This is a genomic window from Pseudomonas sp. Pseusp15, assembly GCF_059492165.1.
Window position 1 is genome coordinate 370,081 of record NZ_CP168523.1, and the last position, 19,892, is coordinate 389,972.

Annotated in this window: 23 protein-coding genes; 6 read left to right on the forward strand and 17 right to left on the reverse strand. The window is 59.7% G+C overall.

Going from position 1 to position 19,892, the window contains the following annotated elements; all coding sequences use genetic code 11:
• Nucleotides 1-149: 149 nt before the first annotated feature.
• The 3 genes from ACEN8R_RS01780 (at nt 150) to pdxH (ending at nt 3,073) form a co-directional block, all read left to right on the forward strand.
• Nucleotides 150-1,295 carry an EstA family serine hydrolase gene (locus tag ACEN8R_RS01780; RefSeq protein WP_018926915.1) on the forward strand — a complete coding sequence of 382 codons (1,146 nt, stop codon included), beginning with the start codon at nt 150-152 and terminating at the stop codon, nt 1,293-1,295.
• 113 nt (nt 1,296-1,408) lie between these two features.
• A complete protein-coding gene (locus ACEN8R_RS01785) occupies nt 1,409-2,401 on the forward strand; it encodes an OmpA family protein (RefSeq protein WP_018926914.1) in 993 nt (330 codons plus the stop codon).
• A gap of 24 nt (nt 2,402-2,425) precedes the next feature.
• The gene (gene pdxH, locus ACEN8R_RS01790) at nt 2,426-3,073 is read left to right on the forward strand and encodes a pyridoxamine 5'-phosphate oxidase (RefSeq protein WP_018926913.1); all 648 of its coding nucleotides are present in this window, start codon (nt 2,426-2,428) and stop codon (nt 3,071-3,073) included.
• Between the two features lie 5 nt (nt 3,074-3,078).
• Here pdxH and ACEN8R_RS01795 read toward each other — a convergent pair whose 3' ends face one another.
• Nucleotides 3,079-3,315: a hypothetical protein gene (locus tag ACEN8R_RS01795; RefSeq protein ID WP_018926912.1), complete on the reverse strand. Its 237-nt coding sequence runs from the start codon at nt 3,313-3,315 to the stop codon at nt 3,079-3,081.
• Nucleotides 3,316-3,481: 166 nt separating this feature from the next.
• On the opposite strand from ACEN8R_RS01795, the gene ACEN8R_RS01800 reads away from it, so the two are divergent.
• Entirely contained in the window at nt 3,482-3,946 is a 465-nt protein-coding gene (locus ACEN8R_RS01800; RefSeq protein ID WP_018926911.1) for an outer membrane lipoprotein, read from the forward strand.
• 83 nt (nt 3,947-4,029) lie between these two features.
• Here the strand turns inward: ACEN8R_RS01800 and ACEN8R_RS01805 are convergent, their stop codons facing one another.
• The 3 genes from ACEN8R_RS01805 to nhaA form a co-directional block, all read right to left on the reverse strand.
• Nucleotides 4,030-4,266 carry a DUF7683 domain-containing protein gene (locus tag ACEN8R_RS01805; protein WP_018926910.1) on the reverse strand — a complete coding sequence of 79 codons (237 nt, stop codon included), beginning with the start codon at nt 4,264-4,266 and terminating at the stop codon, nt 4,030-4,032.
• The gene (locus ACEN8R_RS01810) at nt 4,263-5,444 is read right to left on the reverse strand and encodes an S-type pyocin domain-containing protein (protein WP_018926909.1); all 1,182 of its coding nucleotides are present in this window, start codon (nt 5,442-5,444) and stop codon (nt 4,263-4,265) included. The genes ACEN8R_RS01805 and ACEN8R_RS01810 overlap by 4 nt, the downstream gene beginning before the upstream one ends.
• Nucleotides 5,445-5,565: 121 nt before the next feature.
• Nucleotides 5,566-6,753 carry a Na+/H+ antiporter NhaA gene (nhaA, locus tag ACEN8R_RS01815; RefSeq protein ID WP_018926908.1) on the reverse strand — a complete coding sequence of 396 codons (1,188 nt, stop codon included), beginning with the start codon at nt 6,751-6,753 and terminating at the stop codon, nt 5,566-5,568.
• Between the two features lie 247 nt (nt 6,754-7,000).
• On the opposite strand from nhaA, the gene ACEN8R_RS01820 reads away from it, so the two are divergent.
• The gene (locus ACEN8R_RS01820; protein ID WP_173861174.1) at nt 7,001-8,098 is read left to right on the forward strand and encodes a PLP-dependent cysteine synthase family protein; all 1,098 of its coding nucleotides are present in this window, start codon (nt 7,001-7,003) and stop codon (nt 8,096-8,098) included.
• A 45-nt stretch (nt 8,099-8,143) separates the two neighbouring features.
• Here the strand turns inward: ACEN8R_RS01820 and ACEN8R_RS01825 are convergent, their stop codons facing one another.
• The 3 genes from ACEN8R_RS01825 to ACEN8R_RS01835 form a co-directional block, all read right to left on the reverse strand.
• On the reverse strand, nt 8,144-9,757 hold the full coding sequence (locus tag ACEN8R_RS01825) for an NAD(P)/FAD-dependent oxidoreductase (protein WP_018926906.1): 1,614 nt from the start codon (nt 9,755-9,757) through the stop codon (nt 8,144-8,146).
• A gap of 95 nt (nt 9,758-9,852) precedes the next feature.
• Nucleotides 9,853-10,518, reverse strand: coding sequence for a COG3650 family protein (locus ACEN8R_RS01830; RefSeq protein WP_018926905.1), 666 nt, complete (start codon nt 10,516-10,518; stop codon nt 9,853-9,855).
• Nucleotides 10,519-10,610: 92 nt separating this feature from the next.
• Nucleotides 10,611-11,210: a short chain dehydrogenase gene (locus tag ACEN8R_RS01835; protein WP_018926904.1), complete on the reverse strand. Its 600-nt coding sequence runs from the start codon at nt 11,208-11,210 to the stop codon at nt 10,611-10,613.
• Nucleotides 11,211-11,316: 106 nt separating this feature from the next.
• Between ACEN8R_RS01835 and ACEN8R_RS01840 the strand changes: the two genes are divergently transcribed.
• Entirely contained in the window at nt 11,317-12,231 is a 915-nt protein-coding gene (locus ACEN8R_RS01840) for a LysR family transcriptional regulator (RefSeq protein ID WP_018926903.1), read from the forward strand.
• Between the two features lie 41 nt (nt 12,232-12,272).
• Here the strand turns inward: ACEN8R_RS01840 and ACEN8R_RS01845 are convergent, their stop codons facing one another.
• The 10 genes from ACEN8R_RS01845 to livH form a co-directional block, all read right to left on the reverse strand.
• Nucleotides 12,273-12,752: a DoxX family protein gene (locus ACEN8R_RS01845; protein WP_018926902.1), complete on the reverse strand. Its 480-nt coding sequence runs from the start codon at nt 12,750-12,752 to the stop codon at nt 12,273-12,275.
• Complete coding sequence (locus ACEN8R_RS01850; protein ID WP_018926901.1) at nt 12,749-13,510, reverse strand: HvfC/BufC N-terminal domain-containing protein; 762 nt, start codon at nt 13,508-13,510, stop codon at nt 12,749-12,751. The genes ACEN8R_RS01845 and ACEN8R_RS01850 overlap by 4 nt, the downstream gene beginning before the upstream one ends.
• Nucleotides 13,507-14,361 (reverse strand): MNIO family bufferin maturase, encoded by an 855-nt coding sequence (gene bufB, locus ACEN8R_RS01855; protein ID WP_018926900.1) that lies wholly within the window; start codon nt 14,359-14,361, stop codon nt 13,507-13,509. The genes ACEN8R_RS01850 and bufB overlap by 4 nt, the downstream gene beginning before the upstream one ends.
• Before the next feature lie 26 nt (nt 14,362-14,387).
• Nucleotides 14,388-14,693 carry a BufA1 family periplasmic bufferin-type metallophore gene (locus ACEN8R_RS01860; protein ID WP_018926899.1) on the reverse strand — a complete coding sequence of 102 codons (306 nt, stop codon included), beginning with the start codon at nt 14,691-14,693 and terminating at the stop codon, nt 14,388-14,390.
• A gap of 216 nt (nt 14,694-14,909) precedes the next feature.
• On the reverse strand, nt 14,910-15,602 hold the full coding sequence (locus ACEN8R_RS01865; protein ID WP_026286482.1) for an RES family NAD+ phosphorylase: 693 nt from the start codon (nt 15,600-15,602) through the stop codon (nt 14,910-14,912).
• Nucleotides 15,596-16,000 (reverse strand): antitoxin Xre-like helix-turn-helix domain-containing protein, encoded by a 405-nt coding sequence (locus tag ACEN8R_RS01870; protein ID WP_018926897.1) that lies wholly within the window; start codon nt 15,998-16,000, stop codon nt 15,596-15,598. The genes ACEN8R_RS01865 and ACEN8R_RS01870 overlap by 7 nt, the downstream gene beginning before the upstream one ends.
• Before the next feature lie 214 nt (nt 16,001-16,214).
• Entirely contained in the window at nt 16,215-16,916 is a 702-nt protein-coding gene (locus ACEN8R_RS01875) for an ABC transporter ATP-binding protein (RefSeq protein ID WP_018926896.1), read from the reverse strand.
• Nucleotides 16,917-17,684: a high-affinity branched-chain amino acid ABC transporter ATP-binding protein LivG gene (livG, locus tag ACEN8R_RS01880; RefSeq protein WP_018926895.1), complete on the reverse strand. Its 768-nt coding sequence runs from the start codon at nt 17,682-17,684 to the stop codon at nt 16,917-16,919.
• Nucleotides 17,681-18,937, reverse strand: a complete 1,257-nt coding sequence (locus ACEN8R_RS01885; protein ID WP_018926894.1) for a high-affinity branched-chain amino acid ABC transporter permease LivM — start codon at nt 18,935-18,937, stop codon at nt 17,681-17,683. The genes livG and ACEN8R_RS01885 overlap by 4 nt, the downstream gene beginning before the upstream one ends.
• Nucleotides 18,934-19,857: a high-affinity branched-chain amino acid ABC transporter permease LivH gene (gene livH, locus ACEN8R_RS01890; RefSeq protein WP_018926893.1), complete on the reverse strand. Its 924-nt coding sequence runs from the start codon at nt 19,855-19,857 to the stop codon at nt 18,934-18,936. The genes ACEN8R_RS01885 and livH overlap by 4 nt, the downstream gene beginning before the upstream one ends.
• Nucleotides 19,858-19,892 lie beyond the last annotated feature (35 nt).

Genomic DNA, 19,892 nt, shown 5'->3' on the forward strand with positions numbered 1-19,892 from the left:
CAAGCCCCCCTCGTCACGGGGATCGCATCGTTGATGTCTGCGGCATTTCCATAACCGGGCGACCATCCGACCCGATCCTGTTCCCAAATCCCTCAAGGGCTGGAACAATGCGGGCCACTTTGTAGAGCGTTTATCCGGGAGAGTTGCGGGTGCAGATTCAGGGTCATTACGAGCTTAAGTTCGAAGCGGTGCGTGAAGCGTTTGCAGCGCTGTTCGACGATCCTCAGGAACGCGGCGCGGCGTTGTGCATCCGGATCGGTGGTGAAACCGTCCTCGACCTTTGGGCCGGTACCGCCGACAAGGACGGCCATGAGGCTTGGCACAGCGATACCATCGCCAACCTGTTCTCCTGCACCAAAACCTTCACCGCCGTGACGGCGCTGCAATTGGTGGCTGAAGGCAAGCTGCAACTCGATGCCCCGGTCGCCCGCTACTGGCCCGAATTTGCCGCCGCCGGTAAAGAATCCGTGACGCTGCGCCACTTGCTCTGCCATCAGGCGGGTCTGCCGGCCTTGCGCGAGTTGCTGCCTCCTGAGGCACTTTACGACTGGCAGACCATGGTCAATGCTTTGGCCGCCGAAGCACCCTGGTGGACGCCGGGCCAAGGTCACGGTTATGCGGCGATCACCTATGGCTGGCTCGTCGGTGAATTGCTGCGGCGCGCCGACGGTCGTGGGCCGGGCGAGTCCATCGTGGCGCGGGTTGCCAAGCCCTTGGGGCTAGATTTCCACGTCGGCCTGGCCGATTCAGAATTCCATCGCGTGGCGCACATCGCCCGCAGCAAGGGCAACGTCGGCGATGCCGCGGCCCAGCGCTTGCTGCAGGTGACCATGCGCGAACCGACGGCCATGACCACTCGGGCCTTCACCAACCCGCCGTCGATCATGACCAGCACCAACAAACCGGAATGGCGGCGCATGCAGCAGCCGGCCGCCAATGGCCACGGCAACGCCCGCAGCCTGGCCGGTTTCTACGCCGGACTGCTCGATGGCAGCCTGCTGGAAAGCGAAATGCTCGACGAGCTGACCCGCGAACACAGCGTTGGCGAAGACAAGACTTTATTGACCCGGACCCGCTTCGGTCTGGGTTGCATGCTCGATCAACCGGACGTACCCAACGCCACCTACGGCCTCGGCCCACGGGCGTTCGGTCACCCGGGTGCTGGCGGCTCCATCGGTTTTGCTGATCCGGAACATGATGTGGCCTTCGGTTTTGTGACAAATACCCTTGGGCCGTACGTCTTGATGGATCCACGAGCGCAAAAGCTTGTGCGAGTACTGGCCACTTGTCTGTAAATCACGCTTAAGGGGGCCAGGGCTGGAACCCGAAAGCCTTTGTGGTTTCAAAGCGTCTGTTTAGCCGGGGGCACCCTGGCTGACTTTTCATTACCTCATTTTGTGGATACCCAATGTCGTCCAATAAAACTCTCGCCCTGGCCCTGTGCTTCGCTATCACCGGTTGTGCACAAACCCCACAAAATGATGCCGCAGGTGGCAGCAGTTGGTGGCCGTTCGGCTCTTCCGACAAGGTCGCGACTAAAGAACCCGCCCCGGCTCCGGCTCCCCTGAAACCTGCTGCCGCAGTACCCGTCGCCAAGGCTGAAGCCGATGCCGGTGGCAAATGGTGGTGGCCGTTCGGCGGTAAGGAGCAGAGCACCAGCACTGCCAAAGCAGCCGTGCCGATGCCCGATCCGAAAATCACCCAAGCCTGGCTTGACGACTATGAACCGCGCCTGCGCGAGGCGGTGAAGGGCAGCAACCTGCAACTCGAGCGCCGTGAAAATGTGCTGGTCGTCACGGCTCCGGTGGAAGGCTCGTTCAACCCGGACCGCCCGGCCATGCTGCTGCCGGTGACCCTCGCTCCGTTCACCCGTGTCGCGAAAATCCTCGAAGCCGATCCAAAGACTGCCGTGCTGGTACTCGGCCACAGTGATACGTCGGGTGCGGCACCGGCCAACGTGAAACTGAGCCAGGAACGCGCCCAGGCGGTGGCAGCGATCTTCCGTCTCAGCGGTCTGCAGCGTGATCGCCTGATGTTGCGTGGCATGGGCGGTGACGCACCGCGCGCCGCCAACGACAGTGCTGAAGGTCGTGCCTTGAACCGTCGCGTCGAGCTGTTGTTGACGCCGCAAAACACCATGGCCGCACTGCTGAGCAAGTACAATATGCCGGCTCCGGCACCGGTAACCAAAGTCGTCGCGCAAGACGTCAAGCCAGTGGCCAAGCCTGTGACCCCGGAACCGGCTGCGAAAAAAACGGCTGCCTCGTCGAAGAAAAAGGCACCGGCCAAGAAAGCGGCCGCCAAGGCTCCAGCCAAAAAGGCTCCCGCGAAAAAGACCGCACCGGCTAAAACCGCTGTCGATTCGAAGAGCACCACCGCCACCGATGCCACAAAGCAGTGATTCATTAACCAAAAGGAATGCGCCATGACCCGGCCCTTGGCAGATATGCGTCGCGATTACACCCGAGATGGCTTGACCGAGGCGCAAGCCCCGGCCGAGCCGTTCGCACTGTTCCATCAGTGGTTTGCCGATGCGGTGAAAACCGAGCAGGTACCGGTGGAGGCGAATGCCATGACGTTGGCCACCGTCGATCAGGACGGTCGGCCGCATTGCCGCATTCTGCTGCTCAAGGGCCTGGACGAGCAGGGCTTCACCTTCTTCACCAACTACGAGAGCGATAAGGGTCAGCAATTGGCAGCCAATCCATTTGCTGCCATGACGTTCTTCTGGCCGGCCCTGGAGCGCCAGGTGCGCATCGAAGGGAGGGTGGTGAAGGTCACGCCTGAAGAGTCCGACGCCTACTATCAGGTTCGCCCTCTGGGTAGTCGTCTCGGTGCCTGGGCGTCGCCCCAGAGCCGGGTGATCGCCGATCGCGGCGAACTGGAAGCGCTGCTCAAGGACACCGAGCAGCGTTTCAGCGATAGCCAGCCGCACTGCCCCGAACACTGGGGCGGTTATCGTTTGCTACCGGAGCGCATCGAATTCTGGCAGGGCCGTCCGAGCCGTCTGCACGATCGCCTCAACTACCGCTTGCAGGGTGCTGACTGGGTGCGTGAGCGCCTGGCCCCGTAAACGGTCTACTGATCGGGATACCCTGCCGCAGCGGCCTCAAGCCACTGTGGCAGGTCCCGACGCTTGATCTTCTGCGCTTGAGCGTTCGCCAGTTGCTGGAGCATGAAGGCTCTTTTTTGTTCGTCTTTACCCGCCAGTGACAACGCCAGATCGCGGTCCATCCAGCGTTTGATCCGCACGTACAACCACCAATGGAAGTACAAACCGGCGACGGTCGTGACGACAATGATGAAGTAATCCATGATAATCCTTGGGTCAGCGGCGCAGATTTTGTAATTTGACGCTACTGTGGTGAGTTCGAGAAGTGCCTGTACCAGGCCTGAATGAAACCAATTTTATCCGGGCGATGCCGTGACAGGCGTCAAGCTGCGGGTTTTAATGGATACCTGTCCTATGGAGTTTGATGCTATGCGTAAGTCTGTTTTGCTGGTTGCTTCCTTTTCCACGATGGCGATGTTGCTCTCCGGTTGCCAATCGAGCCTGACCGGTGACTCCTACTCCCGTGACGAAGCGCGTCGCGTGCAGACGATTCGCATGGGCACCATCGAATCCCTGCGTCCGGTGAAAATCGAAGGCACCAAAACCCCAATCGGCAGCGCTGCGGGCGCAGTCGTGGGTGGCGTCGGCGGTAGCGCCGTCGGCGGCGGTCGCGGCAGCATCGTTGCAGCGGTCATCGGCGCGGTAGCGGGTGGCCTGGTGGGCTCGGCTGCCGAAGAAGGCCTGACCCGCACTCAAGGCGTTGAAATCACCGTGCGCGAAGACGATGGCAGCATGCGCGCCTACGTGCAGGAAGTTCAGCCAAACGAAGTGTTCCGTGTGGGTGAGCGTGTTCGGATCTCCACTGTGGGTGGGACCAGCCGCGTTTCGCACTAAGCGGAAACGAAAGGTAAAACAAAACCCCGATCAGGTGAGCTGGTCGGGGTTTTCTTTTTGGCTGTGGAGTTGAACCAGAGCATTTACTTGCTTGCATAACAACCGAGCTGAAAATCGTATTGTGGATCGTAAAATGATCGACCGACTAATGTTTCCAGTTTTGTTATCTGCTGGGAATCAAGGTCATAGCCATAGATTTCTTCTTCAGCCTCAGTCCAACTCATTATCGCCCTCAGCTGTGCAATGCCGTCTGCCGGGACAGGCACTTCGAATACCAACGCTTCTGTTTCTTTATCAAAAGCATAAATTACGTGGTTCACGGTTCTATCCTTCTTTTCGGATCCGCCGGCTTGTTTTGATTACCTGTTTCAGCGTCAAACTCACCCAGATGGCGACCTCGTTTGTCATACATTTCTACTGCTCCATGCTGATAATCCCATTCTAGAATTCGCCCTTCAGCCGTTCTCCAGCGCATTCGGGTGCCTCTACCTTTGACCCGAGTCTTCTGTTTTGCCGGTGTGGCATCAGGAAAAGCGGTAAGCCCGTTTGGCGCCGGATGATATTTGTGGTCCGCAACACTCACCACAATATAAACCGGCAACACCCCCGAATCCGCCGGAAACACCAGAATGAAATCCTTGTACTCCGGCGGATACACCGGGTTCACGATGATGCTGTCAGCCGCTTTCGTCGGCGGGTAAACCCAGATGTGCGGCGCTTGTGGCGCAGATTCCAAAGCGGGGATGCCGAGAATTTCTGAACCGTCCTCGGTCGGTGTCCATATCAGCTCAACGCCATCCCCGAGATCAGCCACTTGCTGACCGCCGCGCAAGGTGAACTGCACGACATCGACCATCTCCCAGTCACGGTTTTTGCCAGTGTAAAAACCGTATCCCTTGAGACTGCCGTCAGCCTGTTGCTCGACTCTGAGGCGAACGCGAGTGCGGGCCTGTTTGAGTGATCGCAATTGATCTTCGGTGTAGAGCGAGCTGTCGCCAAGGCTCGACGGCATGACCAGGGCCACCAGACCTGCCAGGGTGGCCGCAGCGGTGCTGACTGCGACGGCGGGTAATGCGGCGAACGCTGAGCCACTCAGGGCGAAGCTGCCGAAACCCACCGGAATGGCCGTACCACTGATTTTCTTCAGCGGCACGACACCGCTTTCATCGGCCTCGCGAGCGCCGAGTAGAACCAGTTCGCCGTAGTCTTTCAGGCTGTCGGTGGGAACAACGCCGGAGGGATTCGTGTAGTCGATGATTGCATCGGGCAGTTTGCAGGACTTGGCGAATACGCAACCCGCGCGGACAACGTTGTCCTTTTTCGCTGCGACTTGAAGGCTGTCTTCGAAGGCTTGCTGCCTCGCGAGCATGGCGTCGTAGGCGTCTTGTCTGGCATCACGCTCGGCCAATTCGGTGGCCGTCATGAATCGGTGGGTGACGTGATGCCCGTCGCCCGACGGTGGGTTTTGCACCCGTGGGATGTCCTTGTTGCCAGCCACTGATTGTCCTTTCGCTCGTCCATCGGCAACCCCCGAAGAGGGGGCTGCGCGACGCTATCGAACGTGGCTAATCGTGGCTGTAGGACGAGTCCTCAATGTCGCTAAGAGTGTTCTCTATCGCTCAGGAAGGCAGCGCAGCGCTCTTGCGACTCGCCGCCGCCGTCACTGCATAACCGATCAATGCCGCCAGGATCGAGCCGGTCAAAATCCCCATCCGATCCATCCCGGCGTATTCACTGGCGCCGGGCACGAAGGCCAGGGAGCCGACAAACAAACTCATGGTGAAGCCGATACCGCAGAGGATCGCCACCCCCATGATCTGGCCCCAGTTGGCGCCTTGGGGCAGGGCGGCGATGCCGATTTTTACCGCCAGCCAGGTCAGGCCGAAAACACCGACGGTCTTGCCCAGCAGCAGGCCGACGGCGATGCCCATCGGTACATGGTGGGTGAAGCTTTCGACGGTCACACCGCTCAGGGACAAGCCAGCGTTGGCGAAGGCAAACAGCGGCAGGATGCCGTAGGCCACCCACGGATGCAGGGCATGCTCCAGGATCAGCAGCGGCGAAGGCTCGGCGTTTTTCGTGCGCAGTGGAATGCAGAAGGCCAGGGTCACACCCGCCAGCGTCGCATGCACGCCGCTCTTGAGTACGCAGACCCAAAGGATCAGCCCGATGATCATGTACGGCCCGAGTTTCACCACACCAAGTCGGTTCATCCCGATCAAGGCCGCGATGCAGGCCGCGGCCAGCGCCAGGGACAGGGTCGACAGAGCGCCGGAATAGAAGATCGCAATGATGATGATTGCGCCAAGGTCATCGATGATCGCCAGGGTCATCAGGAACAGTTTCAGCGACACTGGCACGCGTTTACCCAGCAGGGCCAGCACGCCAAGGGCGAAGGCAATGTCGGTAGCCGTCGGGATGGCCCAGCCGCTCAGGGCGGACGGGTTATCGCGGTTGAGGAACCAGTAGATCAGCGCCGGCACCACCATGCCGCCAATTGCGGCCGCGCCGGGCAGGACGATCTGCGACGGTTTCGACAGTTGGCCGTCGAGGACTTCGCGCTTCACTTCCAGGCCGATCAACAGGAAGAACAGGGCCATCAGGCCGTCGTTGATCCACAGCAGCAATGGCTTGGCGATTTTCAGCGCGCCGATCTGAGCCACCACGGGGGTGTCCAGCAGGCCGTTATAGAGCCACGACAGCGATGAGTTGTTGATGATCAGGGCCAGGACAGCTGCGGCGATCAATAGCAGACCGCTGGCAGCTTCCAACTGAAAGAAACGCGTGAACGTGCTACGCAGAGGCAAGGTCGCTCTCCATCGATGAATTCAAAAGGTGGCACACCCTAACCCGTACCGTTGGTTGTTAAAACAAAAGTTATATTCTTTTTTGTTATATACCGTTACAACGTGTCCGGTCAGCAAAGGCCTAAGCCTAGCAGTTGCCGGACGTATTGAACCCCAGCTGTATCTGTGCGTGATGTAGGTTTTTTCCTAAGCTTGTGGACTGAGCCTTGCGACAAGGCCGACTCTTGCCTGATTCAACGAGAAAACCATCATGAGCGACAACCGACAGTGGGCCCGCGAAGCTATCCGGATCATCGAAGCCGACTTCCAGCGCAGCGCCGACACCCACCTGATCCCCTTGCCGCTGCCGGGGTTGCCGGGCATCGAGTTGTACTTCAAGGATGAGTCGAGCCATCCCACCGGCAGCCTGAAACATCGGTTGGCCCGCTCATTGTTCCTCTATGCACTGTGTAACGGCTGGCTCAAACCCGGTGCGCCGGTGATTGAAGCGTCCAGCGGTTCGACGGCGATTTCCGAGGCGTACTTCGCCCGGTTGCTGGGTTTGCCGTTCATTGCGGTGATGCCCGCGAGCACGTCCAAGGAAAAGATCGCGCAAATTGCTTTCTACGGTGGCAAGAGCCATCTGGTGGACGATCCGACGCAGATTTACGCTGAGTCCGAACGCCTGGCTCACGAACACGACGGGCATTTCATCGACCAGTTCACCTACGCCGAACGCGCCACCGACTGGCGAGCGAACAACAACATCGCCGAATCGATCTTCCATCAGATGCGCTTCGAGCAGCACCCGGAACCCAGCTGGCTGATCTCCAGCCCTGGCACCGGCGGCACCACCGCGACGCTGGGCCGTTACGTGCGCTATCGCCAGCATTGCACCCGTGTGCTGTGCGCCGATGCCGAGCGTTCGGTGTTTTTCGATTACTACAAGACCGGCGACGCCAGCCTGCGCCTCGATCACGGGTCACGGATTGAAGGCATTGGCCGGCCGCGTGTCGAGGCGTCGTTCCTGCCTAAGGTCATCGATGCAATGGTCAAGGTGCCGGACGCCTTGTCACTGGCAGCCATGCATTACCTGGCGCAACGTTTGGGGCGACGGGTTGGCGGTTCGAGCGGGACCAACCTGATCGGCGCCTTGATGGCGGCCCAGCAGATGGCGACGGCGGGGGAGTCGGGGTCGATTGTGGCGATTTTGTGCGATGGTGGCGAGCGCTATGCCGACACCTATTACGATCAGGCCTGGCTCAAGGCCCAAGGGTATGAGTTGAGTGGTCTGATGGATGCCGTGGCGGCCAGCGTTGAGCGCGGAGAGCCGCTGCCGGCCAGCGTGTTGCGCGCCAATATCTGAGATATTTGATCGTTCCCACGCTCTGCGTGGGAACGATCATCTGGGTCAGGCTTCTAGGCCAAGGATATCCCGGGCAACCGCTTCGGCAATCCGAATCCCGTCGACACCCGCCGACAGAATCCCGCCCGCATAACCCGCGCCTTCACCCGCCGGGAACAACCCCTTCACGTTCAGGCTCTGCATCGACTCGTTACGGGTAATGCGCAGCGGCGATGAGGTGCGCGTCTCGATCCCGGTCAACACGGCGTCGTGCAGCGAGTAACCACGAATCTGCTTCTCGAATGCCGGCAAGGCTTCGCGAATCGCTTCGATGGCGAACGCCGGCAGGGCCAGGGCCAAATCACCCAAGGCAACGCCCGGTTTGTAGGACGGCTCGACGCTGCCCAATTCGGTGGACGGCTTGCCGGCAATGAAGTCGCCGACCAGTTGCGCCGGTGCTTCGTAGTTGCTGCCGCCCAGCACAAAGGCGTGGGATTCCAGGCGTTCCTGCAACTCGATGCCGGCCAGTGGGCCGCCCGGATAATCGACTTCCGGGGTGATGCCGACGACGATCCCGGAGTTGGCGTTGCGCTCGTTACGCGAGTATTGGCTCATGCCGTTGGTGACCACGCGGTTCGGCTCGGAGGTCGCCGCCACTACGGTGCCGCCCGGGCACATGCAGAAGCTGTAGACCGATCGACCGTTCTTGGCGTGGTGCACCAGTTTGTAGTCGGCAGCGCCGAGTTTCGGGTGGCCGGCGTATTTGCCAAGGCGCGCGCGGTCGATCAGCGACTGCGGGTGTTCGATGCGGAACCCCACCGAGAACGGCTTGGCTTCCATGTACACACCACGGCCGTGCAGCATGCGGAAGGTGTCCCGGGCGCTGTGGCCGAGGGCCAGAATCACGTGCTTCGAATGGATCTGTTCGCCGCCATGGAGTTCGACGCCCACCAGTTGGCCGTCGTCGATCAGCACATCGGTAACCCGCTGCTGGAAGCGCACTTCGCCGCCCAGGGCGCGAATCTGCTCACGCATGTTTTCCACCACACCGGTCAGACGGAACGTCCCGATGTGCGGCTTGCTGACGTAGAGGATTTCTTCCGGCGCACCGGCCTTGACGAACTCATGCAGAACCTTGCGACCGAGGAATTTCGGGTCCTTGATCTGGCTGTAGAGCTTGCCGTCGGAGAATGTCCCCGCGCCACCTTCACCGAACTGCACGTTGGATTCGGGGTTGAGCACACTTTTACGCCACAGGCCCCAGGTGTCTTTGGTGCGCTGGCGCACTTCGGTACCGCGTTCGAGGATGATCGGCTTGAAGCCCATCTGCGCCAGCACCAGGCCGGCGAAGATCCCGCACGGGCCGAAGCCGACCACGATCGGACGCTGGCTCAGGTCGGCCGGCGCCTGGCCGACCACTTTGTAGCTGACATCCGGCGCCACGTTGACGTTACGGTCATCGGCGAACGTGCGCAGCACCGCCGCCTCATCGCGAACGTTGAGGTCGATGGTGTAGATGAAACACAGTTCGGAGGACTTTTTGCGCGCATCGTAGCTGCGCTTGAACAAGGTGAAGTCGAGCAGGTCATCACTGGCGATGCCCAGGCGCTGCACGATGGCAGGGCGCAGGTCTTCTTCGGGATGGTCGATCGGCAACTTGAGTTCGGTGATTCGTAACATGGCGGGATCCGGTTCGCGGGGCGCACAACTGCGCCAAGGCGTTTGAAGCCCGCGATTATAAGCCTCAAAGGATGATTCCCGTGAGGCTAAAACGATCAGTCGTTACGCGATCCGCCAAAATACCCGCAGCCGCGTTGCACCTGGCCGTCGATACGCAACTCGGCGCTCATGTGCTGCACGCTGCCGGTGCTGCTGTCGACGCAACGTCGCGGCGCGACCCAGAGCTCGATGCGCTGATTATTGGCTTCGGTACTGAGGTTGAAGCGGCCATCGCCCAGTTGTTCTTCAACGTACGGCAGGGCCAGGGGCGGCTGACCAGCGCGGTCGACGATCATGCCCTTGCCACTGACCTTGACGTTCCACTCCGGGCCATGGCCGGCGGCGCGCAGGATCAGCTGCTTGAAATTGGGATCGTCGCACGCCGTGCCCGAGCGCTCGACGCGGTACAGCTGCGTAAGGTCGAGTTGGCTGTCAGCACCACTGGCAACGATCCGGCCGCGCACATCGGCGAACAGCTTGCCCTGATCATCGGCCAGGGTCGCGGCCTCTTGCAGGATGCTGGTGCCACCGATGTCATTGACTACGAAACTGCGTTGCTCATTACATGGCTGGAACAGCAGCTTGCCGTCGGCCGCCGTCAATTGGCCCTGCATGCGGGTCTGGCCCACATGGGAAGCACTTTGCCGTGGGCCATCGAGCAGTTGGCAAGCGGCGAACAACGGAAGCAGGGCAACAAGTACCAGGGAACGGGCAACACGCATCTTTGAGTCTCCAGACAAGTGTCGCCACGTTACTCAGCCTGACCGTTCATCACAACCCTGCGATGTTCTCGGTTGCCTCTACGGGGGGCGGTTTAACCGACGCGATAGGTCTGGCCGGTCTGCAGGCCTTCCACGCTTTTGGCGTAGGCCAGCGCCACCTCGGCGGCGGGAACCGGTTTGAAACCACGGAAGTACGGCGCATAGCTCCCCATGGCTTCGACCAGCACGTTCGGGCTGACCGAGTTGATGCGCAGACCGCGTGGCAGTTCGATCGCCGCCGCACGGACGAAGGCGTCGAGGGCGCCGTTGACCAGGGACGCGGAGCTGCCGGTACGAATCGGATCGTGGCTGAGGATGCCGGTGGTGAAGGTGAAAGACGCACCGTCATTGGCGAATTCCCGGCCGATCAGCAGCAGGTTGACCTGGCCCATCAGCTTGTCCCGCAAGCCGAGTTCGAAGTCTTGTGCGGTCATGGTGGCCAGCGGCACGAAGTTGACACTGCCGGCGGCGCAGATCAGTGCATCGAAGTTGCCGGTCTGTTCGAACAGTTTGCGGATCGAGGCGCTGTCACTGATGTCGACCTGGAAATCACCGCTTTTACGGCCGATACGGACGATTTTGTGGCGCTGGGACAGTTCATGGTCAATGGCCGAACCGACGGTGCCGGAGGCGCCAATCAACAGAATTTTCATCGTGCAGTTCCTCAAGTGGGTTGGATTTAAAGTTAAGTCTAGTGTGGTTTTTTTTATAAATAAGCGTGCTAATGGGCAACCTTTGGTTTTCAAATGGAAACAATCCATGAGTGAAATGGACGATCTGTCGGCGTTCGCGGTATTGATCGAGGCGGGCAGTTTCACCCTGGCCGCCCAGCAACTGGGGTGCAGCAAGGGGCAACTCTCCAAGCGCATCAGCCTGCTGGAAACGCGCTTTGGCGTGGTGTTGCTGCAACGCACCACACGTCGCTTGAGCCTGACGGCGGCGGGTGCGGCGTTGTTGCCGCAAGCCCAGGCGCTGGTGGTGCAAGTGGAGCGTGCGCGTCAGGCGTTGGCGCGGCTGAAAGACGACATGGCCGGCCCTGTGCGGATGACGGTGCCGGTTTCACTGGGGGAAACGTTCTTTGACGGCGCACTGCTGGAATTTTCCCGGCAGTACCCCGAGGTGCAGATCGAGCTGGAACTCAACAACCACTACCGCGACTTGTCCCGGGACGGTTTCGACCTGGCGATCCGCTCGGAAGTGGCCAACGACGAACGTCTGGTGGCCCGACCGTTGCTGGCCTGGCACGAAATGACCTGTGCCAGCCCCGCGTATCTTGAGCGATTCGGTGAGCCGCTGACGCCACAGGCCTTGGCCGAACACCGTTGTCTTCTCAACAGCCATTACAGCGGTCGCGAAGAATGGCTCTATCACCAACAGCACGAATTAACGCGGGTGCGTGTGTCGGGTCCGTTCGCCAGCAACCATTACAACCTCTTGAAGAAAGCTGCACTGACCGGTGCGGGCATTGCGCGTTTGCCGTCGTATCTGTTGCAAGAGGAATTGGCTGATGGACGTTTACGCTGGCTCCTGCGTGATTATCAAACCCGCAGCATGCCGATGTATCTGGTGCATCCGTATCAGGGCGGGTTGCCGAAGCGTACCCAAGTGCTGGCGGACTATTTGATCGGTTGGTTCAAGCGCAGTGGTGAGGCGTTGGATCGGCTTCAACGATAACGTCTCACCACACAACCTTTATGGGAGTTCTGAGGTTGGTATCAGCGGGCATAACGCCGGGCAAGCAGGTGATCGATCGACAACTTGCCAGGTCCAGTCGCCATCAAGTACAGCAACACCGCCGCCCAGGTGCCGTGGGTCGGATACGCATCGGGGTACACGAACAGTTGAATGGTCAGGGTCATACCCAGCAGCGCCAGGGCCGAAAAGCGCGTGGCGAAGCCGATCAGGATCAGTATCGGAAAGAAATGCTCGGCGAAGGCCGCCAGGTGCGCCGCCAGTTCCGGGGAGAGCAACGGCAGGTGATATTCGCTCTGGAATAACGGAATGGTCGAGTCCGCCAGCCTTGGCACACCGAGTTCAAAGGTGCCGTCGATCAAGTCGATGGCCAAGCCTTCCACCTTGGTTTGCCCGGACTTCCAGAACACCGCGGCAATGGAAAAACGCGCGATAAAGGCGATCAGGCTGTGGGGGATTTTTTCCAGCAGCGTGATGGCGCGGGTAATGGGGTTTGTGTTCATGGCGATACCTGGTTGTGGTGTAAATGAGTGATGGCGTTGTGGCTGATCAGCAGCGCCAGGGTTTGGCTGAGATCGAAGGCCGGCGCGTTTTCCAGCGCTTGGCTCAGGGGCTGGCCGAGTCGCAGGCTCTGAATGAAGATTCTGGCGCCGTGGTCGATGGCGAAGACCTCAACCTCCAGTTCGTTACGCAGCACCAGCGCGTTTTGCCCGTGGCCGAGGTCGATCCCGGCCAGCGTCGCGTCCTGTTGATGCGCCGCCCAGATTGCGACCACGGCGAAGGCTGAAGTCAGCAGATTGAGGGAGGGATGAAGCCCAAGCGTCAGCTCGCTCAATGCCTGTGGGTCCGACAGCACGGCGGCGATTTGCTCATGGCCCAAAGGCTGCGCATCAGCGGCGTGATAGGCCTGAACGCGCAAGCGCTCCAGCCGCGCCACATCGGCCAGATAAGGCACGCTGGCTGCCGGTTCAAAATTGTCGATGAACTCGGCGAAGTCCTTGCCGTAGTCGTTGATGAGCGGGCTTTGCGGTGGGCAACTTTGCACATACAACCCTGCCATCGCCCGGAAAAATTCATCACCGACCAACTGCATAACCACCGGATAGCTGTCGGCCAAGGCGTTGATCAGCGAGCTCTGCACATTGTTGCGATACACCGCGAAACGGCTGGCCGGATCGGCACCGTTGGCACTGAACACGCCCTCGGGGCAGGGCCGTTGCGGATCGAGCAGGGCGGCGGAAAAAGCGGCTTGAGTGCTCATGGCCGGCTCCCTGCGCGGTGCAGCAACTCATCGGCATGACGGGCTTCGGCGTGCAACACACTGAAGGCCGGTAACCGGTTGTCGCGTTCGATCAACGTGGCGATCGGGCCGACCCGCTCCAGCACCTGCGAGTACAGCGCCCACACCGCGTTATCGACGGGCGCACCGTGATCGTCGATCAGTAGTCGGTCACCAAGGCTGTCGGTGTCTTCGGCAAACCCCGCCAGATGAATCTCTCCCACCGCGTGCAGTGGCAGGGCGTCGATGTAGGCCCGCGGATCTCTTTGGTGATTGATGCAGGAGACGTAAACGTTGTTGACGTCCAGCAGCAGGCCGCAGCCGGTGCGGCGAATGACTTCACCGATGAAGTCGGCTTCATCGATTGTCGAGTTCTGGAACGCCAGGTATGTCGCCGGGTTTTCCAGCAGCATCGGGCGTTTGAGGGTGTTCTGTACCTGATCGATGTGCTCGCAGACACGGTTCAGCGTCGGCGCATCGTAGGCCAGGGGCAGCAGGTCATTGAGAAACACCGGGCCATGGCTGGACCAGGCCAGGTGTTCGGAAAAGGAGTGGGGTTGATAGCGCTCGATCAGCGCGGCCAGCCTTTGCAGGTGCTGACCATCCAGCGGACCTTCGGCACCGATGGACAGGCCAACACCGTGCAGCGACAGCGGATACTGCTCACGGATCAATCCCAGAAAATGATGAAACGGGCCGCCGGCCACCATGTAGTTTTCGGCGTGGACTTCGAAGAAACCGATGTCCGGTTGTGCACCGAGCACTTCACGAAAGTGCTCGGTCTTGAGCCCCAGCCCGGAGCGGGGCGGGAGCCCGGAGAATGAATGGTTCATGGTCGACACTCTGGCTGGGGGACTGATTACGACTTGGCTTTGTAGGCTTCCATCTGGCCGAAACCGGTTGGCGAGGTCTTGCTCATTGTGGTGGCGCAGGTGCCCTTGGGGACGAGCTTCCAGGCGTTGGCCTGGTAGTCGGTTTTGGCGGTGCCAGCGCAAGTGGTACCAGCACCAGCGGCGCAATCGTTATGACCTTTCATGGCCACGCCGAAGCATTTTTCCATGTTGGCGTCAGCGGCATGGGCCGTGGAGACCGCGGCGATGCTCAGGGCAGAACCAAGTGCCAGAACCAGGGCGGTGGCGGACAGGGTGCGGGTGGTAGCAGTCATGATGTTTCTCCGAAATTGAGCTTGGTATGGCAAGCGTTTGTGCTTGCTTACCGCTCTAGAGAAACGACAGGGCGGGGTGTTACAGCTGACTGCAGATTTTTTTCAAAAATCCTCAAAACACCATCAATCCCCTGTGGGAGGGCGCGCGATAGCGTCATGACATTTAGCACTGATGCTGACTGACAACGGATTCGTGCTATCGCGCCGATAAGACAGTCATGCAATGCTGATTTTATTAACGCTAGTGATCTGACCGTTCCAGATCATCTCGTAGTGGGCTGTTTGAATGACTGATGAGACTGGTCTGGGAGTCATCAGCGCCCAGCAGTAGTTGCCATGCATACGCACGGAGTTGTATCGCAGGCCAAGGCCCCCTGCATCCTTGACTGCCTTACCCAAGCGATGTGAGTGCGTGTAGTCGACGGGATCGTAGATAGGATCGTGCATCGGAATGGATACGGCATCCCTCATTGCTTCGTCAACGAAAGTGCAGGATAACCCCCGGAAAACAAACCTCTCGTAATTGAGATTCTGGACATTCGACCAATACTGATTTTGGTGATGCTGTACCTCAGCCAGAGCAGTTTCCATCGAGGCAGCCAAGTACAACACGCCGAAACTGCCATCGCTGAAACGCGAGCCAGTTGGGTTGACGTGGGTGAAAGGGGCTGTCGCATAAGAGCATCCAGGGATGCCAAAGGGAATTTCCGCACGCGGTATCAGCTCAAGCCGACCTACCTCATTTTGCAGCCTCGGATTTGTGAGGGCCTGTATCTGATACAGAACATCAAATTCGTTCGCGTCCGCCACGTCGTCAAACAACGCAATGGGCGGAAACTTTGAATTGATCAATCGGTAGGCCTGCAACTGCTCACCGGCCAATACTGGCAACTGGCTCACCATTACCATTGTGCGCCTCGCAGCACGTCGATCCGCCGAAACGTCTCGTACAAGGAAATCATATCCCCCTGGGACATGATTTCGAGCGGGGTACGCCCGTTGAAGAACTCGTTTTCGTTCGCCATTGTCGGAAAACCATAGACGTTCTCAGGGTTATCAAAGACAAGACGCAGAACGGCATGGATGTTGAGAATAAAACTGATGCGCTGCATCTGGTCTGAATCCAGGTTTACGGACCAATCGGGATCGCGTTGCTTTGCCCGTGAGTACGTACTGCGGGAAATGCGCAGGATACGACAGGCCTGATCGCCCGATGCCTGCCACTTTTCGAGTATGCCTACAGCTGCTCGCAAACCAGTCACGCACTGGTCTTTGGTGAATCCTTGTGCCTGGGAGGTTGCTGTCATGTTGATCACTTCTTGTTTGTCTGTAGATACAAATATATGCAAGATGACTCTATAGATCAATGACGTTTATGAGGCGGGACTCCTCCGACAGGGCTTCTTCTTTATCATTCAGGTTGTGCTAAAGATACACAGCCCCGTAGGAGCGGCCTTCGGTGAGGTTTGTGCCAGGCACAAAAAAACGGCCCGAAGGCCGTTTTTTGTTTACCGCAAAGGCTTAACCGCCGAGGTACGCTTCGCGTACTTTCGGGTCGGTCAACAGCGCTTCACCGGTCCCGCTCATCACCACCCGGCCGTTTTCCAGCACGTAGGCACGGTCGGCGATTTTCAGGGCCTGGTTGGCGTTCTGCTCCACCAGGAACACCGTCACACCGTCCTTACGCAGTTGTTCGATGATGTCGAAGATCTGCTGGATGATGATCGGTGCCAGGCCCAGCGATGGCTCGTCAAGCAGCAGCAGCTTGGGCTTGCTCATCAGCGCGCGGCCGATGGCGAGCATTTGCTGTTCGCCGCCGGACATGGTGCCGCCGCGTTGGGCAAAGCGTTCTTTCAGGCGTGGGAAAAGTCCCAGAACCTTGTCCATCTGTTCCTGATAATCGCCCTTGTCGGTGAAGAACCCGCCCATGGCGAGGTTTTCTTCCACGGTCAGGCGGGCAAACACCCGACGGCCTTCCGGAACCACGGCGATGCTTTTACGCATGATCTGCGACGAGTCCTGGCCAACGAGCTCTTCGCCCATGTAGCGGATGCTGCCGCTGTGGGCTTGCGGCGAACCGCAGAGGGTCATCAGCAGGGTCGACTTGCCGGCACCGTTGGCGCCGATCAGGGTCACGATCTCGCCCTGGCGGACTTCGACGTTGACGCTGTGCAGCGCCTGGATCTTGCCGTAGAAGGTGGAAACGTTTTCGAACTGCAGCATTTACGCTTCCCCCAGGTAGGCTTTGATCACTTCAGGATTGTCGCGGATCTGCTCCGGCGTGCCGTTGGCCAACGGTGTGCCCTGGTTGATCACGAAGATATGGTCGGAAATGCTCATGACCAGTTTCATGTCGTGTTCGATCAACAGCACCGTCACATTATGCTCTTCACGCAGGGTGCCGATCAGCGCCTTGAGGTCGTCGGTTTCCCGCGGGTTGAGGCCGGCGGCCGGTTCGTCGAGCATGAGGATGCTTGGACGGGTCATCATGCAGCGGGCGATTTCCAGGCGGCGCTGCTGACCATAAGCCAGGGTGCCGGCCGGGCGGTTGGCGAACTCCTTGAGGTTGACCTTTTCCAGCCAGAACTCGGCGTATTCCATCGCCTCGCGTTCGCTGCGGCGAAACGCCGGGGTCTTGAACAGGCCTGCCAGGAAGTTGGTGTTCAGGTGCCGGTGCTGAGCAATCAGCAGGTTTTCCACGGCGGTCATGTCCTTGAACAGCCGCACGTTCTGGAACGTCCGCACCACGCCTTTGCCGGCGATCTTGTGGCCGGGCAGGCCTTCGATCGCTTCACCGTTGAGCTGGATAGTGCCGGCGGTGGGTTTGTAGAACCCGGTCAGGCAGTTGAATACAGTGGTCTTGCCGGCGCCGTTGGGGCCGATCATCGAGACCACTTGTTTCTCTTTGACGCTCAAGGCTACGCCGTTGACCGCCAACAGGCCGCCGAAGCGCATGCTCAGGCCATCTACTTTCAGGATCTCTCTGCTCATTTACGCAGCTCCATGTGAGGACGTTGCATGGGCAGCAGACCTTGAGGACGCCAGATCATCATCAGCACCATCAAGGCGCCGAACATCAACATGCGGTATTCGCTGAAGTCACGCATCAGTTCGGGCAACAGGATCATCACGACAGCCGCGAGAACCACGCCCAACTGCGAGCCCATGCCGCCCAACACCACGATGGCGAGGATGGTGGCCGACTCGATGAAGGTGAACGACTCCGGCGTGACCAGCCCTTGGCGCGCGGCGAAGAAGCTACCGGCGAAACCAGCGAAGCAGGCACCCAGGGTGAAGGCCGACAGCTTGATCACGGTCGGGTTCAGGCCCAGGGCACGGCAGGCGATTTCGTCTTCGCGCAAGGCTTCCCAGGCACGGCCGATCGGCATGCGCAGCAGGCGGTTGATCACGAACAGCGCGAACAGTGCCAGCAACAGCGCCACCAGGTAGAGGAAAACCACCTTGCTGACCGGGTTGTACGTCAGGCCGAAGAACTCGTGGAAGGTCTGCATGCCTTCGGCGGCCGTTCTTTCGAAGGTCAGGCCGAACAGCGACGGTTTGGGAATGTTGCTGATGCCGTTCGGTCCGCCGGTGAGGCCCGTCAGGTTACGCAGGAACAGACGGATGATCTCACCGAAGCCCAGGGTCACGATCGCCAGATAGTCACCGCGCAGGCGCAGCACCGGGAAACCGAGCAGGAAGCCGAATGTGGCCGCCATCAGGCCGGCGATTGGCAGGCAGATCCAGAAGCTCAGGCCGTAGTAGTGCGACAGCAGCGCATAGCTGTAGGCACCCACGGCGTAGAAGCCGACGTAACCGAGGTCGAGCAGGCCGGCCAGACCGACCACGATGTTCAGGCCCAGGCCGAGCAGCACGTAGATCAGGATCAGCGTGGCGATGTCCACCGCACCGCGTGAACCGAAGAACGGCCAGACCAGTGCCACGACGATCAACGCCATGATGATCCAGCGCTGGGTGGTCGGCAGGGTCAGGAAGTGGCTCGCGCTGGCCGGGATCAGTTTGCCCTTGGGCACGGAGCTCATGGCCGCCGAGTATTCGCGGTCGAACAGCACACGCAGGAACATCAGCACCGAGCAGGTGGCGATGATGATCAGCGTGGAGGTGCTGGCGCCTTCCACTTCGAGGTTGATCCCGGCGATGGACAGTTTCAGGCCGAGTACCGGATAGGCCACGGCCCATACCAGCAGGGCGCTGAACAGCGCCTGTTTAAGATTCCTAGTCATACTTTCTCAACCTCCGGACGACCCAGCAGGCCGGTTGGCCGGAATAACAGCACCAGGACCAGAAGGCCGAAAGCCACCACGTCCTTGTACTGGTCACCGAATATATCGGCGCCGAATGCTTCGGCTACCCCCAGCACCAGACCACCGAGCATGGCGCCCGGAATGCTGCCGATGCCACCCAGCACCGCCGCGGTAAAGGCTTTGAGGCCTACCAGGAATCCGGCGTTAGGGTTGATCACGCCGTACTGCATGCTCAACAGTACTGCCGCCACGGCCGCCAGGGCGGCACCGATGACGAAGGTCAGGGCGATGATGTTGTTGGTGTTGATGCCCAGCAGGTTGGCCATCTTGATGTCTTCGGCACAGGCCCGACAGGCGCGTCCCAGACGTGAACGCGAGATGAACTGGGTGAGACAGAGCATCACCACCAGGGTCACCACGAACACCAGGATCTGCATGTAGGAGATCAGCACTTCCTGTGCGCCGCCTGGACCGAAGCTGAAGCTGCCCGGAATCAGGTTAGGGATCGATTTGTCCTTGGAGTCCTGCGAGAGCAGTACGGAGTTCTGCAGGAAGATCGACATGCCGATGGCGGAGATCAGCGGGATCAGACGGTTACTGCCCCGCAGAGGGCGGTAGGCGATCCGTTCGATACTGTAGCCGTAGGCACTGGTCACGACGATGGTCGCCAGGAAAGCGGCGGTCATCAACAACGGCAGAGAATGGATACCCAGCATGGCCAGTCCGGCAAGGACGATGAAGGCCACGTAGGAACCGATCATGTAGACCTCGCCATGGGCGAAGTTAATCATTCCAATAATGCCGTAAACCATTGTGTAGCCAATGGCTATAAGGGCATAGGTGCTGCCAATGGTCATCCCATTAACCAGCTGTTGGAAGAAGTGATAGATCTCAGGCATTACAGCGCTCCTAAAAACCTGATACGCATTTCACT

Excerpts from the sequence above, each read along its gene's own strand:
- ACEN8R_RS01885 (WP_018926894.1), bottom strand. The coding sequence starts at position 18,937 with ATGACTAGGAATCTTAAACAGGCGCTGTTCAGCGCCCTGCTGGTATGG.
- ACEN8R_RS01795 (WP_018926912.1), bottom strand. The coding sequence starts at position 3,315 with ATGGATTACTTCATCATTGTCGTCACGACCGTCGCCGGTTTGTACTTC.
- ACEN8R_RS01845 (WP_018926902.1), bottom strand. The coding sequence starts at position 12,752 with ATGAACACAAACCCCATTACCCGCGCCATCACGCTGCTGGAAAAAATC.
- ACEN8R_RS01875 (WP_018926896.1), bottom strand. The coding sequence starts at position 16,916 with ATGCTGCAGTTCGAAAACGTTTCCACCTTCTACGGCAAGATCCAGGCG.
- ACEN8R_RS01865 (WP_026286482.1), bottom strand. The coding sequence starts at position 15,602 with ATGGTAATGGTGAGCCAGTTGCCAGTATTGGCCGGTGAGCAGTTGCAG.
- ACEN8R_RS01825 (WP_018926906.1), bottom strand. The coding sequence starts at position 9,757 with ATGTTACGAATCACCGAACTCAAGTTGCCGATCGACCATCCCGAAGAA.
- ACEN8R_RS01835 (WP_018926904.1), bottom strand. The coding sequence starts at position 11,210 with ATGAAAATTCTGTTGATTGGCGCCTCCGGCACCGTCGGTTCGGCCATT.
- livH (WP_018926893.1), bottom strand. The coding sequence starts at position 19,857 with ATGCCTGAGATCTATCACTTCTTCCAACAGCTGGTTAATGGGATGACC.
- ACEN8R_RS01830 (WP_018926905.1), bottom strand. The coding sequence starts at position 10,518 with ATGCGTGTTGCCCGTTCCCTGGTACTTGTTGCCCTGCTTCCGTTGTTC.
- ACEN8R_RS01860 (WP_018926899.1), bottom strand. The coding sequence starts at position 14,693 with ATGACTGCTACCACCCGCACCCTGTCCGCCACCGCCCTGGTTCTGGCA.
- ACEN8R_RS01850 (WP_018926901.1), bottom strand. The coding sequence starts at position 13,510 with ATGAGCACTCAAGCCGCTTTTTCCGCCGCCCTGCTCGATCCGCAACGG.
- ACEN8R_RS01840 (WP_018926903.1), top strand. The coding sequence starts at position 11,317 with ATGAGTGAAATGGACGATCTGTCGGCGTTCGCGGTATTGATCGAGGCG.
- pdxH (WP_018926913.1), top strand. The coding sequence starts at position 2,426 with ATGACCCGGCCCTTGGCAGATATGCGTCGCGATTACACCCGAGATGGC.
- ACEN8R_RS01785 (WP_018926914.1), top strand. The coding sequence starts at position 1,409 with ATGTCGTCCAATAAAACTCTCGCCCTGGCCCTGTGCTTCGCTATCACC.
- bufB (WP_018926900.1), bottom strand. The coding sequence starts at position 14,361 with ATGAACCATTCATTCTCCGGGCTCCCGCCCCGCTCCGGGCTGGGGCTC.
- ACEN8R_RS01870 (WP_018926897.1), bottom strand. The coding sequence starts at position 16,000 with ATGACAGCAACCTCCCAGGCACAAGGATTCACCAAAGACCAGTGCGTG.
- livG (WP_018926895.1), bottom strand. The coding sequence starts at position 17,684 with ATGAGCAGAGAGATCCTGAAAGTAGATGGCCTGAGCATGCGCTTCGGC.
- ACEN8R_RS01800 (WP_018926911.1), top strand. The coding sequence starts at position 3,482 with ATGCGTAAGTCTGTTTTGCTGGTTGCTTCCTTTTCCACGATGGCGATG.